This window comes from Nostoc sp. PCC 9305 (assembly GCF_963920915.1).
Classification (GTDB): domain Bacteria; phylum Cyanobacteriota; class Cyanobacteriia; order Cyanobacteriales; family Nostocaceae; genus Nostoc.
This window is the reverse complement of sequence record NZ_CAWUDN010000045.1, coordinates 1-17,396: the sequence shown is the minus strand read 5'-3', so window position 1 is coordinate 17,396 and position 17,396 is coordinate 1. Positions and strand designations below refer to the sequence as shown.

The 17,396-nt window shown below is 41.3% G+C and carries 9 protein-coding genes and 2 pseudogenes; 6 read left to right on the top strand and 5 right to left on the bottom strand.

What is annotated here, in order from left to right:
* Window positions 1-103 precede the first annotated feature (103 nt).
* The gene (locus tag ACM0OX_RS18085; protein WP_414516453.1) at window positions 104-3,325 is read left to right on the top strand and encodes a plasmid replication protein, CyRepA1 family; all 3,222 of its coding nucleotides are present in this window, start codon (window positions 104-106) and stop codon (window positions 3,323-3,325) included.
* A gap of 19 nt (window positions 3,326-3,344) precedes the next feature.
* On the opposite strand, the gene ACM0OX_RS18080 is transcribed toward ACM0OX_RS18085, so the two are convergent.
* Entirely contained in the window at window positions 3,345-8,768 is a 5,424-nt protein-coding gene (locus ACM0OX_RS18080; RefSeq protein ID WP_414516452.1) for an AAA family ATPase, read from the bottom strand.
* 74 nt (window positions 8,769-8,842) lie between these two features.
* Window positions 8,843-9,061, bottom strand: a pseudogene (locus ACM0OX_RS18075) (sensor histidine kinase); the annotation flags it as partial.
* Between ACM0OX_RS18075 and ACM0OX_RS18070 the strand changes: the two are divergent.
* From ACM0OX_RS18070 to ACM0OX_RS18050, 5 genes are all read left to right on the top strand, one after another.
* The gene (locus tag ACM0OX_RS18070) at window positions 9,045-9,821 is read left to right on the top strand and encodes a DnaB-like helicase C-terminal domain-containing protein (RefSeq protein WP_414516451.1); all 777 of its coding nucleotides are present in this window, start codon (window positions 9,045-9,047) and stop codon (window positions 9,819-9,821) included. The pseudogene ACM0OX_RS18075 and the gene ACM0OX_RS18070 overlap by 17 nt on opposite strands.
* 115 nt (window positions 9,822-9,936) lie before the next feature.
* Window positions 9,937-11,355 carry an ATP-dependent DNA helicase gene (locus ACM0OX_RS18065; protein WP_414516450.1) on the top strand — a complete coding sequence of 473 codons (1,419 nt, stop codon included), beginning with the start codon at window positions 9,937-9,939 and terminating at the stop codon, window positions 11,353-11,355.
* Between the two features lie 207 nt (window positions 11,356-11,562).
* Window positions 11,563-11,955: an ASCH domain-containing protein gene (locus ACM0OX_RS18060; protein ID WP_414516449.1), complete on the top strand. Its 393-nt coding sequence runs from the start codon at window positions 11,563-11,565 to the stop codon at window positions 11,953-11,955.
* Entirely contained in the window at window positions 11,952-13,538 is a 1,587-nt protein-coding gene (locus tag ACM0OX_RS18055) for a DNA cytosine methyltransferase (RefSeq protein WP_414516448.1), read from the top strand. The genes ACM0OX_RS18060 and ACM0OX_RS18055 overlap by 4 nt, the downstream gene beginning before the upstream one ends.
* A 19-nt stretch (window positions 13,539-13,557) precedes the next feature.
* Complete coding sequence (locus ACM0OX_RS18050; protein WP_414516447.1) at window positions 13,558-13,731, top strand: hypothetical protein; 174 nt, start codon at window positions 13,558-13,560, stop codon at window positions 13,729-13,731.
* Window positions 13,732-13,844: 113 nt separating this feature from the next.
* Here ACM0OX_RS18050 and ACM0OX_RS18045 read toward each other — a convergent pair whose 3' ends face one another.
* The 3 genes and pseudogenes from ACM0OX_RS18045 to ACM0OX_RS18035 form a co-directional block, all read right to left on the bottom strand.
* Window positions 13,845-14,645, bottom strand: coding sequence for an isopentenyl phosphate kinase (locus tag ACM0OX_RS18045; protein WP_414516446.1), 801 nt, complete (start codon window positions 14,643-14,645; stop codon window positions 13,845-13,847).
* 74 nt (window positions 14,646-14,719) lie between these two features.
* Window positions 14,720-14,854, bottom strand: a pseudogene (locus tag ACM0OX_RS18040) (IS4 family transposase); the annotation flags it as partial.
* A gap of 203 nt (window positions 14,855-15,057) precedes the next feature.
* Window positions 15,058-17,396, bottom strand: a 2,339-nt coding sequence (locus ACM0OX_RS18035) for a DUF6519 domain-containing protein (RefSeq protein WP_414516445.1), incomplete at its 5' end; no start/stop codon positions are given.

Genomic DNA, 17,396 nt, shown 5'->3' with positions numbered 1-17,396 from the left:
GGCTTGGTGACTACTTCATAGCCAATAAGCTCTCACAAAAAATTGAACCGGCGGCATAGGTGCAATGCCGCTTCATTTCCATGCGTCTATTTCTAGAGGAAACATGATTACAATTAGTTCAGAAAACCAGCATTTAACTGAATGGCTCAACAGTTGCGTTGACGAAGAAATCTTCCATCTGAATGTGCGATCGCTTTCTGGGACTTTACCCTACGAATATCTGCTCTACAGTCCCAAAATCTCCCGTCGCAACGATGGACGATTACGCGATCGCGATTTGAAAAAATACCAGCATATTGAATTAGGCGGCTGGTGGTGCAATGGCGTTGACCCCCTCAACAACTACGTCCTGATGATGTGGGGTTGCTTCAAACCCGACCACCCCCGACGCGATCGCCAGAAAATTCACAAATTGATCAAGTACGAGCATCCATACAGAGAAGAGACACGCGCTTTCTTCCTTTTAGTACCGAATCGCATTTGGGTGAAAGTCTCCAATCGTAGCGGTATCCCCATTACTGAAGAAGATTTACAGCATCCCGGTGGTTTCTGGTACTGGGTTTGGAGGCATAACGTACCAGTCACAATTGTCGAAGGTGTCAAGAAAGCAGGGGCATTACTAACTGCTGGTTATGCAGCGATCGCAATCCCCGGTGTTAACGCAGGATACCGCACACCCCATGATGAGTACGGTAACGCTATTGGTAAGCCCTCTCTGATTCCCGACTTGAAACATTTTGCAACACAGGGGCGACAGGTCAACATTTGCTTTGACCAAGACAACAAACCTGAGACAGTCCAGCGAGTCAGAACCGCTATCAGCCGCATGGGTCGGCTGCTGGTAAGTGAAGGCTGTTCGCTGCGAGTGATTGATTTACCATTCGGGGCAGAGAAAGGGGTTGATGATTTTATCGTTGCCAAAGGGCAGCCGGCATTTGACGCACTTTACAATACGGCTGTTGCATTGGAATTGTGGGAGATTAAGCTGTTTACTCTGCTGACTTATCCGCCAGCGATCGCACTCAACCAAAGATTCTTGGGACAGCTTCTCGTCCCGGAAGGTGAAAAGCTGATTATCCTCAAGGCTCCCAAAGGTACTGGTAAAACTGAATGGCTGGCTACTGAGGTGGCCAAAGCCCATGACCAAGAGAGACGGGTATTAATAATCACCCATCGTATCCAATTAGGCGAGGCATTGTGCAATCGCTTCGGTGTTAACTATGTCACAGAAGTTCGCACCTCGGAAACAGGCACATTCTTGGGATATGGAGTGTGTGTAGACTCCCTGCATCAGGAAAGTCAGGCGCGATTCAACCCTAACGACTGGGTGAATGATGTCATTATTATCGACGAATGTGACCAAGTATTCTGGCATTTGCTCAACTCTGGTACTGAAGTCCAGAAGCGGCGTGTGTCTGTTCTCAAAAACCTCAAGCAGTTAGTACAGAATGTTCTAGGGAGTAGTCAGGGAAGGATTTATCTGTCTAGTGCCGATGTTTCCGACACGGATGTGAAGTATGTTTTATCACTCGCTGGAGAATATCGGGTTAATCCGTTCGTAATCGTCAACAATTATCGTCACGTAGCAGGCAAGTGTTACAACTACTCTGGCAGCAACCCGAAGAATTTGATTGCGGCATTGGACAAAGCGATAGCTTTTGGTGGGCATCATTTACTATGTTGCTCTGCTCAAAAGGCTAAGTCTAAGTGGGGAACCCAAGCATTGGAGGAACGTTTTCGTCGGAAATACCCAGAATTGCGAATCCTGAGAATTGACAGCGAATCTGTTGCTGATCCATCTCATGCGGCGTTTGGTTGTATCGCTCACTTGAACGAGATTCTCACCCAGTATGATTTGGTTATCGCCTCCCCAAGTTTAGAAACTGGGGTCAGCATCGACATTCGAGGACATTTCAGCGCTGTTTGGGGGATTTTTCAGGGAGTGCAGCCGGTTAATTCTGTGCGGCAGATGTTGGCAAGGGTTAGGGAGACAGTTGACCGTCACATTTGGGTGAGAGAGTGGGGTATGGGAGTTGTAGGCAATGGTTCCACATCCATCGGAGGATTGTTGAGAAGTCAACACGTCGCAACACAAGCTAACATTGCGCTGTTGTCGGCGGCAGACAATGACGATTACAGCTTTGTTGACCAGAACTTTCAGCCGGAGTCATTGCAGACTTGGGGTAAGCGTGGTTCTGTGATTAACGTCGAAATGCGGCGCTATCGAGAGTCTGTGCTTGCAGGTTTGGTCGAGGATGGTTACACCGTTATCGATGCCGACGATGTTGATGATGACGAGAGTGGGGCTGTAATCGAGTCGGTTAAGGCGGCAAGTGAGCAATTGTATACTGCTGAGTGTCAGGCGATCGCGGATTCTGATGAACTCTCCCCAACCGAACTCAAAAAGTTGCAAGACAAAAGAGCGAAAACGAAAACCGAACGACATCAGCAGCGCAAGGCTGAATTGTCCCGTCGCTACGAAATTGACGTAACCCCTGATTTGGTTGAGAAGGATGACGACGGCTGGTATCCTCAACTGCGGATGCACTACTATTTGACGCTGGGGCGAGAATTTCTGACAACCCGTGATGCTAAACGGGCAAAAGCGCAGTTAGAGGCGGGAGAGAATTCAATTTGGAAGCCAGATTTCAACAAGGGGCAGTTATTACCTGCTGTTTTGTTACTGGAAAATCTAAATCTGTTGCAGTTTCTTACACCAGATGTTCAGTTACGGGGAAATGACGAGAAGATGATGCAGTTTAAGGCACTGGCTGTTCAGCATAGGCACGTTATCAAGAATTACTTGAATGTGACTATCTCTGAAAAACACACACCGATTGCGATCGCACAGAAACTACTTGCGAAGATTGATTTGAAGTTGGATTATGTCGGTCGGTTGGGTAAGCGTGAAAATCGGGAGTGCGTTTACCGGTTTGTTGCCCCTGATGATCAGCGTGATTCAATTTTTGGGCAGTGGTTAAATCGGGATGAAGCGTCAAACTGTGATTCGGTGTCAGTCAGCAATAATATGAGTACAACTACACCAGTCATTGACACCGCCCCCCAGGATATTCCTCAAACACTCACGCCCGTGGAAAGTCCTGTTACTCAAGGATGGAAGGGGCTGAAACTGAAATTGCAGCAAGGCTTGGACAGCGTTGGTTCGTTCTACAATCAGTTAGTCTCCACAATCGGCGAGGCTGTTGGAATTGCTGATGGTGAACCTTACTGGAACGCATACCTGGGGCAGTGGCAGATTTGGGTTAACTTTGGGAGCGGTTGTACGTCTGTGGTGTGCGATTGGTTAGCGGTGGTGGTTAACTGAAATCACACTTTCGACCAAGTTAACTTTGAGCCTGAACCAAAATCGGTAAGGTAATCACAAATTCTGTGACAACGCCTGGGGTAGAATTAACTGCAAGTGTTCCACCGTGTTTTTCCACAATAATAGATTTTGCGATCGCTAACCCTAATCCTGTTCCTTTTCCGACAGCTTTTGTCGTAAATAAATGGTCAAATATTTTTGATTTGACTTGTTCAGTCATCCCTTTACCATTATCAGCAATGGCAATTTTAACTAGATTATTTTCGACTGAAGTTGTAATTGTAATGCAGTTAGGATGAGCTTTATTTTCTTCAAAAGAGCGTCCCTGATTAGATTCATCTAATGCATCAATAGCATTTGCAAGCAAGTTCATAAATACTTGATTTAATTGACCAGGAAAACATTCAACCTGGGGCAAATTACCGTAATTGGTGACAATTTCAATTGCGGGACGTTGTTCGTTAGCTTTTAGACGATGTTTGAGAATGAGAATGGTGCTATCAATGCCTTGGTGGATGTTAAATGGTACTTTGTAATCTCGATCGGCACGAGAGAAAGTACGTAAACTGGTGCTGATGTTTTTCAGGCGATCGCACGCCATAGACATAGAATCAATCATCTTGGGAAAATCTTCTAAACTATAATCCAAGTCGATTGATTCGGCGTGGTCAATGATTTCATCATTTTTGTTGGGTAAACTTGATTGATAAAGCTTTAAGTGTTCGATAATATCAGTAAACGTTGGTTTAGCTTGTTTTAGACTGGCAGCAATAAACCCAAGAGGATTATTCATTTCGTGAGCTACACCAGCGACTAAATTGCCTAGTGCTGACATTTTCTCACTTTGCACCATTTGTAATTGAGCTTGTTGTAAATCTTGCAATGCTTGTTGCAAATCTTCTGATTTTTGCTGCGATTCGGCGAATGACTCCTCTAGCTGTTGGGCATAGTTCTGTGATCGCTCATACAATTGAGCATTTTCCAAAGAAATCGCCGCCTGAGCGCAAAGTAAATTGAGCAGTTCGACGCGATCGCTTGTAAATGCTCCCGTAACTAAACTATTTTCTAGGTACAACACCCCCAGCAACTTCCCTTGATGCAAAATCGGGCTACACAAGATACTCTTGGGCTGCTGACGCATGATATAGGGGTCATTGGCTAAGGTTGGATCGACTGTTGCATTAAGTAGCACAGTAGTCTGCCTGTTGTGCAAGACTTTGTAAATCAGCTTCAAAGGAATATCCTGACTTTCTTCAACCGGAAGGCGCTGCAACACGACTGGCTCTGACCCCAGGGTAATTGACCCTTTAATTAGCAGGCGCGAGTCTCGCAACAGCATGAGTACGCATTTATTAGCCCCGGCATTTTTGATGACGATTCTAAGCAACGATGAAAGTAGTTTATCGAGTTCGATTTCACCGGAGATAGCTTGGGAAGCTTCGAGAATAGCTTTTAAATCTAGGGTATCCGAGACACTGCTAGAGGTAGATGTGACACTCTCCAATGCAAAGATAGTTTCCCTAGTGGAGAACAAAGAACGGGCTTGTTGTAATATGGGAGCAAGTAGTTGAGGATAGCGTCGTTCCAAGTCAGCAACCTTAGCTTTAGCACCCCAGCGAGAATATGCGTAATAAGCTTCAATCATGTAGTCCCCAGCTATGCGCTGTCTGCCCCAGTCGAGGTAAAATTTTGCTGCTAATTCGTTGGCTAAACCTTCTTCTTGAATATAGTCATTTTCTTTAGCACCTGCGATCGCGCGATCGTAGCTATCTCCTGCTTCATAATTCTTGCCTAAAACCCGATGTTGTTCAGCTTCTACTAGGTCGTATTTATGTTGAAAGTTCATCGGTGCGGAAACTGCACGATGGTGGAGTATGGCTTGATTTTTGGAAACCCGCTCCAGCAGTTCGGTTTTGTCTGTGGCTTCGGTATGGGTAGCCAGTGCTGTCAGGGAATCGTAAAAGTAAAAAACTAATTCGCTAATCCCGCTTCCTGCAACTGCTAGGGTTTGACGCACTTCTATTGCATCTTGAATTGCCTGTGGATATTGATTGAGGAGATAGGAAGTAGTCAGGCTATAGACCCAATAATAATGCAATCCAATTAAATCATTAGTAGCGGTGAGTTCGGCGTGTATTTGCTCTGTTTTATTTGTCAAAGTTGACTGGTTTTGACTATTTTGGAGCCGCTCAACTGCTTGTAAAACAATGTAAGAGTAGTTTAAAGATGTTTTGAGATTGAGCTTGGATAGGGTATTTAAATAAGGTTCTGTTTCTGTCACCAAAGTATTTAAATCCTTACCAGTTATATAAACGCACTGACACATATGGTGGACGTGATAGCCTGCAAACTCTGAATCGCCGACTTCCTGGGCTGTCTGGAAACCTTCCCTGTATAAAGCTAAACTGTTGCAAAAATGAGATTTATAATGGATAAAAAATGCGGCCAGGAGAAGATTAACTTTTGGCTGCATAAAACGTGCATTGAGTTTTGCCACTAATTGTGATGACATCTGAGCAAAGTCATAAGCTGTATCCAAATCCCCTAACATCTTGCTCAATAAAACCGCATAGTTAGTGTAACTAAAGGCTGATAGGGAGTTATTGCCTTTCTGAATCGCCAATATAACTTGAGTCAGAACAATAAATGGAAATAGTTGGGAAGCAGAAAGATAGGCTGCACCGGTAACACTAGAAAGTAACTGCATAATTGCCAATGCTTCTGGTTCTGTCATCACCGGCAAATCGAGTAAATTTTCAGCAGTTCTACCATTAAGCAATTCCGTTACCTTTTCTACAGCCGATGTTATATCTGTCGGTGTCGGTTGCTCTGGAAGATAAGTATTAAATTTGGTTAAAGCAGTCTGGGCAATCGCGATCGCCTCTTGAAATCTCCCCTGGGTTGTATAGGCTTGAATCTGGATTTCGTAGGCTTTGACGTATTCGGTCGCTTGGAGATTTGCAGCTAAAATTACCTTTACTCCCTGCTCAATTTGCTCGTAATTACCGCATAAATACGCCGCTTCTGTTGCTCCTTCCTGCAATCCTAATATCAGGCTGGTTTGGGTCTGCCAAGCACCATCAGACAGTAAATTTATACCTGTAGTGAAATATTTGAAAGCTGGTTCGTAAGCATTCGAGGCTTTAGCTTTGCGTCCAGCAATTAGATTAAGTTGGGCAAGATTATCTTTTTCCGATTGGTCAAGGATAATTGCGATCGCCCTGTTCCAATGGTTGACAATCTCGAAAATCTTGGCTTCTAGTTCGGTGTCTGGGGTGCTTTGTCGCAGCAACCGAGCGATCGCTAAATGAGTGGACTGTTGTTGATCTTCTGGAATCAAGGAATAGGCCGCTTGTTGAACGCGATCGTGTAAAAATTTATAGGTAACAGGTTGTTGATTTTCTTGTGTAACTACTTGGTTTTCTTGCCCAACATAAAACTTATAAACATCGCTAATTGGTAAAATCAACCCTTCTTGTAATGCTTTCCACAAAGCAGTAGCCGTTTCGGCTTGGCATTGTTGTGAAACAATTGCCAAAGTTGCTAAATCAAAAGAGTTGCCAATACAAGCAGATAACTGCAAGACATTTTGAGTTGATGGTGGCAGTTTTTGCAATTGAAAACTCATAAAAGCCACAACATCATCTGTAACCGATTGAGTCGTTACTTGTGCAATGTCACATTGCCAAAAACCTGAAGTAAAATCAAATTGAATGAGATTTTCTTGATGCAATGCTTTCAGAAACTGGGTTGCAAAAAACGGATTACCTTGAGTTTTTTGATATACCAGTTGAGAAAGAGTCCATGCCAAATCTTCTGGACATTTGAGTGTTTCAGCAACTAGCTGATTGACTTTTATTTGACTCAATGGTGCTAACGTAATTGTATTAATCGTTGCTTGGTTTTTTTGACTTTCATTCAAAGTCAACATTAATGGATGTCCCGGATCTACTTCATTATCACGGTACGCACCAATTAAGAAAAGATGATTTGTATGAGCCATCAATAGCTGGATTAACTTCAGTGATGCTGAATCTGCCCATTGCAAATCATCAAGGAACATTACTAAGGGATGTTCTGCACTGGTAAAGACTTGAGTAAATTTTTGAAATAATAAATTAAATCTATTTTGTGCTGCTGTTCCTGATAATTCTATGGCGGGTGTTTGTTCACCAATAATTTTTGATAATTCGGGGATGACTTCAATAATTACCTGTCCATTTTCGCCAACGGCTGATAATACTTTATTTTTCCATTCCAGAATTTGAACGTCACTTTCTGTTAGCAATTGCTCCATCAAATCCCGGAAGGCTTGGACAAATGCAAAGAAGGGAATATTGCGTTGAAATTGATCATATTTTCCTTTGATAAAATAACCGCGTTGCCGCACAATTGGTTTATGAACTTCGTTAACAACTGCTGTTTTTCCAATCCCTGAAAAACCAGCTACCAGCATCATTTCTGTTGCACCGAGACAAACTCTCTCAAAGGCTTGCAGTAGGGTTTCAACTTCGGTTTCTCGTCCATAGAGTTTATCAGGGATGATGAAGCGATCGCACACATCCCTTTGTGCAATTTCAAAAGCGTTTATTACACCATTAAGTTGTAGCTGATGTAAACAATTTTCTAAATCAAACTTCAGTCCCAACGCACTCTGATATCTATCTTCCGCATTCTTTGCCATCAATTTCATCACGATATCTGAAATCACCTGCGGTATCTCATCTCTGATAACTAAAGGAGGTTGTTTTGCAATATGAAAATGTACCAACTCCATTGGATCGTTTGATTGAAATGGCAAAACTCCAGTAAGTAACTCGTAGAAAGTCACACCCAGAGAATAAAAATCAGTTCGGTAATCAATCCCCCGATTCATTCTGCCCGTTTGTTCTGGGGAAATATAAGCAAGTGTCCCTTCTAAGACATTGGGGTTGATGAGTGTCTGCGTTTCTCGTGGTAGTAAGGAGGCGATACTAAAGTCGATTAATTTAACTTGTTTGGTTTCTGGATTAATTAAAATATTGGCAGGTTTGATGTCTTTATGAATAATTCGCTCCCGATACAATATATCTAAGGTGTTGCAGAGAGCGATCGCAATTCGTAAAAACTCTTCACTAGAGGCGATATATCGCGTCTGGTCAGAGGTGAAATAATCTTTGAGAGAAATCCCGCCAAAGTCTTCCATCACCAGCGCATAGCCATTTTGGTACGCTTGGAGGCTATGAGTTTGAACGATCAGGGGTGAGTTGAGATTTTTGGTAATGGTGTACTGATTGCGAAACGACAAGAGTTCAGAGAAGCTGGGATAAGGATTTTTTAGCAGTTTAATCACTACTGGTAATGAGTCAGTCTCTCGATAGCCTCGATAGACAAGGGTTCTGGAACCATTGTATAGTTCTTCAGTGATGCAATATCCGGGAATACTGACTAAAGTGCTAACCATGCTGCTAAATCCTGAATATTTCCAGATTTAGTATTCCCAGATATTTGAAGTTATTTACCAAAAACCGCCAAAAATCATACCGGAATTTCAATGATAAATTCACTACCTAGACCCAGACCAGAGTTAAAACTCAATTTTCCGCCGTGGGTTTCTTCCACAATTTGACGAGCGATCGCGAGTCCTAATCCTATTCCTTTACCAACAGCTTTTGTCGTAAATAAATGGTCAAATATTTTTGATTTGACTTGTTCGCTCATCCCCTGACCATTATCAGTAATGGCAATTTTAACTAGTAGTTCGCCTTTTGGTGCTTTGACCGTCGTTGGAGGTCGCGGCGGAATCGGCAAGTCCACCTGGGCATTAGATATTGGCATTCGGGCTGCTGCTAGCGGCTTAACAACCGCTTATTTCGCTTTAGAAATCTCTGCCTCACAAATGGTCAAAAAGACCCTCTCAAGGCTGGCAGCACCCAATGTTCCTGCTGATCTGCTTTTTAAACGCAATGCACTCCGGGAATCTCACTGGAATCATTTGGCTCAAGCTTGTGCTGATGCGATGGCATTACCATTTTGGTTAAATGACAACCCCGTAATCACCACATCACAAATCAAAGGTGATTTGCAAGATATACAAGCTCGTTGCGGTTCAGTCAGTTTGGTGATTGTGGACTATGTGCAGTTGATTGAACCAATGCGCCGTGAACGTGGGGAAAACCGCGTGCAAGAAATTGACTCCATCTTGAAACAACTCAGGGCGATCGCTAAACAATTCAATTGTGCTGTCTTGGGTTTAGCGCAGTTAAAAAGAGAAGTTGATTCTCGCTCTGAAAAGCGTCCAACCAAAGCAGACTTTCGAGAATCGGGAGGATTTGAACAGGAGGCTGCTGTGATGTTGGGTTTGTACCGGGAAGATTACTACGACAAGCAGACTACTCAAAAAGGCATTTTTGAAGTCTCAGTTTTGAAAAGCCGGTTTAGTAGTGAAACGACTGTTAATCTCTTGTTTGATGAAAGATTTGGACAGTTTAAAAATTTGGCTAAATCTCAGTATTGAACATATAGCTGAATAATAAAAAATCTTGAACTAATTAACTGCAAGATTCAACAAAGTACCGTCTTTTTGAGTAAAATCTGTTACATGAAAGAATTGATTTTTGGAGATAAGTACATTGAAACCAGTAACAATTATTAATTTTGGCTGGAGCAAAAGTAAGCATCGGGAAGGATTATCTTTAGATCAGATGCAAGCGTTTGATTTAATCCATGACTGGTATGGTTCTAACCCTGATATGCCATTTGTATTGCGCGGTTATGCAGGTACAGGAAAAACGTTTTTAGTACAGCGAGTAATTCAATCGTTTCAGGATTGCTTCAAAACACGAGACTTAGATAAAAATAAAAATAAAAATAAAAATGTTGGTTTAAGAGTTGCTTTGTGCGCTCCAACGCATAAAGCAAGACATGTATTGGACGCAATGGCTCAAGAGGCAGGTCTTACTGTACATATCTCAACTCTCCACAGCTTACTTCATGTTATGCCTGGAGGAGAATATGATGAAAATGGAAAGCAACGACTCAAACCAAATACTTACTCTAGAGAGCCTTATTATCACGAATTTGACTTAGTAATAGTTGATGAAGCTTCCATGTTAGGGCAAGAACTTTTTAAGTTAATTCCTTCGCGGACTCCTACTATTTTTATGGGAGATCCAGCACAATTGCCACCGATTGAAGATAATGTTGATTCTTCGCCAATCTTTCAGTTGCCTTTGGGAATGGAATTAACACAAGTCATGAGGTACGAGGGGGCAATCGCTACTTATGTAACTGCACTCCGCCAAAATTTAAATTCTCAATTTCCACCACGATTACAGAGCGAGGGTAATATTGAGAAAATGCAATTTGATACTTGGATAGCAGCAGCTATTGATGCTTATAAGTTTTCTCGCTCTTCAGCCAAGATTTTGGCATGGACTAATAATCAAGTTAACAATCTGAATCAGCAAATTCGAGCTGCACTTTATCCGGGTGCTGAACCAATAGAGATTGGAGAAATTCTCTTTGCGAAAGAACCTATTTTTTTAAATGCCGACTCTGGGGAGCAAAAAGAAATTTTTATGCATTCCTGTGCTGAATGCGAAGTAAGAGATTTTAAAGAATACTCTGGCAGTAGACATCATCTAGTGCATAGTCCGTTTAAAACTTATCGGATTGAAATCAAGAATGATCTGGGTAAAGAAGCATCCCTATCAATAATTCACCCTGATTCTTGGGATTTAATTAAATATGCAGTAAATAATGCCAAGAAAGAAATATTTCAGCTAACTGCAAACCAAAGAAGCTATGCTTGGCGAGAATATTACGAGTTCTTAGAGACTTACAATTTATTAGTGAAAGGCAGCTTGATGAATCGATTACAATACGGTTATGCAATTACTGTACATCAATCTCAAGGGGGAACATTTACTAATTGCTTTGTTGATACATCAAATATTTTTGGCTGCCGAGATAATGTGATGCGGAATAAGTTATTGTATGTTGCTTATAGTCGGGCTTCGCAACAACTTTACTGCTATAGTAAGTGGTAAAATTAAAAATTTTATCCAAATCCTGAATTAGGATACATTCTCATGTCTAAACACCTCATTAGGAACATGAGAATGAGAATGCCTTTATTTCTAAAAAGCACTTTCCTTTCATTTTCAGGCTAATAGTAATCAAATTAACTATTACATTACTACGAAAATATCAGAATTCCAATTTAAATAATTAGATTTATTTTTTGGAGCATCCACATGAAAGCGCTATCTGTTCGTCAGCCTTGGGCATGGGCAATTATTTTTGCTCTAAAGGATATTGAAAACCGTGGCTGGCCAATTCATTATCGCGGCGACATTCTGATTCACGCAGCCAAGACTTGTACCAAAAAAGAGTACCAGTTAGCGGAAGAATTTTGTCAAAGCATGGGGGTAGTAATCCCAGAATTAATCTCTCTACGTCGCGGCCAAATCATCGGTATGGTCACAATAGTGGATTGCAAGTTTTCACAAGTTGCGTCTGGCTGGGGGATGCCTGAGCAGTACCACTGGAAGCTGGAGAATCCACGCGAAATTACACCAATTCCTTACATTGGGCGGTTGGGAATTTTTGAAGTGCCTGATGATTTGGTCATGGAGGTGGCTGCATGACTAAAACAGTAATGGTTAAGTTCTCTGCAATACCCGAAAAATTCTTAGAGGACGACCTTGAAGCCCCACAAATTCATAGTCAAGAATACCTCTACCCGTACATTAAAAAGAAAAAATTACTTCACGAAACTGAAGTACATCAAACACCTTCTGGTTCTACTGCACCAGTGGACGTTACGTTATCTCCAACACCCGAAAAATTCTTAGAGGACGACCTTAAAAGCATACGAATTCATAGCCAAGGATGCCTATATCCGTACCTTGAAAAGAAAAAGTTACTTGATGGCTCAATAGTTTTTTACCCACGAGTTATAGGCCAACGTGACCCAGACAACCCGACTCAGTGGCGATGGGGTTTTAACTGGGAAGAACGAGTTGATGGAGTATGGAAAGGCAAAAGTATAGGCTCAATTCCCCCTGGTGCTGTCCCAATGATTCGTCTAATGCAACAACAGGGGGCAATTAGGGAAGATATCATCGCCTTTATCAAAAAAGCGAAAACCAAAAAGACATCGCCAAAATTGGATGTCTGCAAAAATTTTGATAACACAAAATTAAAACCAGTTCTGCCAGATGATGCTCCGATCGCTGTAGTACTTTTCGCGGGTGGCGGTGGGATTGAAGCGGGGATGGTGCAAGCGGGGATTCGTCCAGTCATTGCGGTGGAATTCGACCCCACCAAACCAGACTTGAGCAGGGCGATCGCCAAAACCCATCACCGCAACTTTAGCAAGTACGGCTGTAGAATAATCCAGCTAACAGTTCAAGAAGTAGCACGGTTAGGATTTCTAGGTTTTCCCCGCCGCCCCGACTACCTCCATGCCTCCCCAGTGTGCGCCAACTTCAGCCAAGCTCACACTGCCAAAGCAGGTAAGGGTGGTGAAACTCACGACGATCTGAGTGCAGCGATCGCAGTAGCAGAAGCCATCCGACAGTTACAGCCACGGGTGTTTACGCTGGAGAATGTGCCGCGCTATCAGAACAGTCAGAGTTTCAATATCATCCTGGATGTTTTGGAGCAAGAGGGGTACTCAGTCGATTACAGCGTGGTCAACATGGCCGACTTTGGGTTGCCCCAGGCGCGGCGGCGGTTAGTTCTGGTTGCAAGTAGGGGTTTTGGCGTTGCTTTACCCACTTACAGAAAACCAATAGGTTGGTACGATGCCATTGCCCATCTCATTCCTATGATGACTGATTCCCAACTACTGCCCAAACAACAGCAAGCGGTAGAGAAATTTCTGGCAGCTAACGAACCAACACCACTGCTGATTGAACGAGTCGGAGGGCGAAAAGATGTGAAATACAAGCCCGCACATTTACCTTACAATACGATACTGCGATCGCATTTCACAGATCACAAAGGTTGCAACCGTAGTAAGTTCGCTGATATCTGGTTGCCGGATGGGATAGTCAAATCCTTGTCTATTGAAGGGGCTGCAATCTTGCAAGGGTTTCCCGGTTGGTACGAATTTCCCAACGAGACTGCTACGGCTGGGTCAATCATCGGCTATTCCGTACCACCCATTTTTGCCGCGCAGTTATTTACTCAAATACAGAAACAATTATCAGGAGCATTTTTATGACAAACCGAGAGCAACTCACTTGAAATGTGTTGCTACAGGTAAGGAAGAGGACAACCAACAAGCAGGGGACAGAAAAGAAGAAGCACAGAGGTTGTGCGGTGAGAGCGAATTACCGCCTTCCGCCTGCTTTAATGGTTTTCTTTCCTTAGCGACAGTTTACATCTGGGTTCGCAGAAATTTATTAGTAGGATAGATTCATAGCTGCCTTCAGCAAGAACTGCCCTCTGCCTTTCTCAATGAGTTATCTCAAAAAGATTAAAGATAAGTAATTCGGATTAACTACCAACAGTTTTGAAATCATTTTAGTTAAAATGCCCTAATTAAAGTGCCTAGAGTTGGCGTACCTAAAACTGAAGAGGCTAAATTCCCTGGGATATTCCCATCAATTATCCAGCAGTCAATCCCTAAACTAGAAATAGTCAAAAACTCCTCAACTTTCTTCGCCATCCCGCCAGTAACATCTACTGATTTGCTCTTGCCCAAGAAAGGTTTAATCTGAGAATAGTTAGCTTGAGTAATATTGGAAACTACTTGCCCATCTTGGTCATATACACCTGCATAATTCCCAACATTTATTAGTCTAACTTTAAACTTACCTTGAAGATAGAAGTATTTCGCTAGTTCTGCAAGCATTGCATCTGTCGAAAAGACAGTACCACCAATAGCTTTATCTAGAACGACATCACCAAAAATTAAAGGAATCAAACCTGCTTGTAGACTACTTTCTATTACACTAAAGTCACTCTTCAACAGTTTCTTATTATGAGTTATTGTCATAGTAATAGGTGGCAAACTTACCACTGGTAAACCTGCTTGTAAAAAACTTTTAGCTAGTAGGAAGTTTAAATCTAAAGCATCTTGGTGAACTAAGCAGAACCCTAGTTTTTCTTCATCACATGAAAAACCATTAATTGTATTATATTTATTCGCTGATTGGTGGGCGAAAGAACCAGCACCGTTACCAATAATCAGTTTCAGATTAGGATTTTCATGTTTGATTAGGCTCACTTGCTCAACCAGTTGTGTTATAACTTCTCTTCGAGCAGTATAAGGTTTATCCTTGTCAGTAATTAAGGAACCTCCTAGCTTCACCAATACTAATTCCATAATCAAATATTAAATGAGGAAAGATAAAAACTTATAAAAACTAATCCTAGACAAAAAAAATCAAAATTGCTAATCCAACGAGAATTCCCCAATATGGTAACTCGCCCGCTCATTGCTAACATCGCTATGATTATCTGATTCAATTGCCGCATGGTCATAGCATTTATTTGCGGTAGCAAGCATTGTAAAAGTGATAGGATGTCGAACATGGGCGAATTGTAGCTTTTGACTTGTCGTTGTGGAAGACAATAACTCTACTACATCAGCCCTCTCCCTTTATACTCTTTTTTTGGCACAGGTATTGCCTGATGTGTCGGGTTTGTTCTAAGCGTTTCCTAGAATAGCATCAGATGATCCCCTGAACTCTCTGAATATCCCGTCTTATTCCTGCATTCGCGCCAATTTCTGCAAGTCAAGTTTTGATATGAATAATACTTACCCAGTCACCTCCTTCAGAGCCATTTCCACTAAATCGCTCAGGAACACCAGGCCAAATATTGTTACCATCCAATGCCTGAATCTTGCTAACTGTTAATTTATTGTTATCTAGTTTAAGAATGTAAATTTTACCTCCATCGACTAACCGCCATTTTAAATTTTCTTTTTCCGTAAACAAAATAATATTTGGGGAAAGGGAAATTCCTTTTTCTTGAAATTGCTGACGTAATCCATCAGGAATCATCCCTTTATTTAAATCTCCTTGTAAATTAAATTTTTCGCTATCAAATAATGGCTCCTCATTCATAATCCAGTCGCCATGCAATGAGACAGTAAACTGATAGATATTACTTTGGTAAAAGACAGCTTTTTGCGACCAATCATCAGGTGTAATTAATCTAACAGCTTCTGTATAAGCAGTATTTTCACTTGTCAAAGATTCAACTTCTGTAATTAGATTGATATTACTATCTAATATATTATTGCCCATTGCCCAACGGATAGATTTTATTTCAGTTTTTGTAACTTGAACTGGCTCAACTTTCATTGGCAATATATAAAATACTTCACCTTTCAACACATTATCCGTATGAGCTAAAACAGATATACTACTCTTATGTAAACTATCAATTCTTACTGGTTTTTGAAATTGAATTACTAAACCTAGTTTAGTAAATAAATTTCTCAAATCCTGAGATTTTAAATTAAATAATTGATCCTCTGGGACATTGTTATAATTTTCCTGTGCTTCTGCAATAGTAGCTTCTAAAACTTGATCGTGATGCCAACTAGCATTGATTATGCGATTGAATTCTGTTATTGCTTGTGTAGTGGTTTCTTTCTGATTAATAGGCGTTGCAGGATTTTCCTGAGAATTCGCTAGTATAGGATTATTATCTTTATTACTTATAGGTGATATAGTGCTTTCTTGACTACCAATCTTTCTTCGGCAATCATAAACTGTTACATTATTAGGATTACCTAAAAATACTGCTAGAGGTGCATAATAATGCGCTATACCATGCGGTGGTTGAGGTTGAGGCTCTAATTTTCCTTCTTTGTTTTTTTGTTTGGGCCATTCTACATTGCCAGTAGCTGTTCGGACAGGAATTAACCAATAATCACCTACTTGATAAAAGTTATTCTGAGTATCTGCTTGAAATTGAATCTCAATTCCATCTTCAAGGGGGAACCATTTATTACTCCCTTCAGATAAATTTACTTCGACTTCTTTAGAGTCCCAACGGCGTAATAGAGGGTGCTTTTCTGGAAGCAATGTGTTGCTCTTGCTATCTCCTGAGAGAATTACTTGATTCTCAATGCGATCCACTTGCTCAACTTTTAGTAATTGGCGATCGCTATCTCCAAGTATATAATCATCATTGATGATTTCAACCCAATCACCTGCTGATAAACTAGAATTTTTGTCTTTTCCTAAATGTTCTAGCTTGAATACAAGTACTGAGGAATTTTTCTCAGTAGATGTCACAATAGGAAAAACAATTGAGCTATTTTCGCGTGACCAAACAAATGATAGTTGATTAGTGTTTTTAGCAGTAGAAACTCTAAAAATTTCCGCACGATAAAGATGGTTTTCAGCACCACGAAATTTGGAATTAAACGGAATAACACATGGATCGTTTATTCCTGTAGAACTAGGCTTTGTAATTCTGGCAATAATTTCGCCTTTTCCAGGCTTCAATAATTCTTGACCTAGCACACTCTGAAAATAATCACGATCCTTACTAACTTGTTTGGCAACCGTTTCAATATCTTGATTATCTTTTAATTGTTTGAGCTTGACTTGCCAAACTAACTTAGAGCGAATTGCTGTATCTGCTCCCCCTAAAGCAACTTCACGAATATTAATTTTGCGATCGTCACGATCTTCAATCGGGGTTATCTGTCGTTCCCAAACATCAAGATAAGCAAGATATGCTGCTCCATTTAATTGAACTTTACAAGTATCTGTGGCTTCCGGCGTAAAATCTGGCTGATGAGGATAAGATACAAGTTCCTCATTTTCACAAAGTATACCATCTACATAATAGTTGCCTTTGCCAATTAAATACTTTTCAGATTGAAGTAGTTGCTTTAGTTCTTGTTTTTTTCCCTCACTGAGATTGTTAATATTATTAATTTGCTCGTCCGTGGCGATAAATTCAAAGCCACAATTCTGCTCTGGGCCACCTTGTAGTCCAAATATATCTTTGGCCAAACTTTGCAGGCGATTTAGTAAAATTGATGTCTGTTCGTTAAAGTCTGCATCTAATTGCACTCTACCTTGTTGCATCAATACTCGAAGGAAGTGCT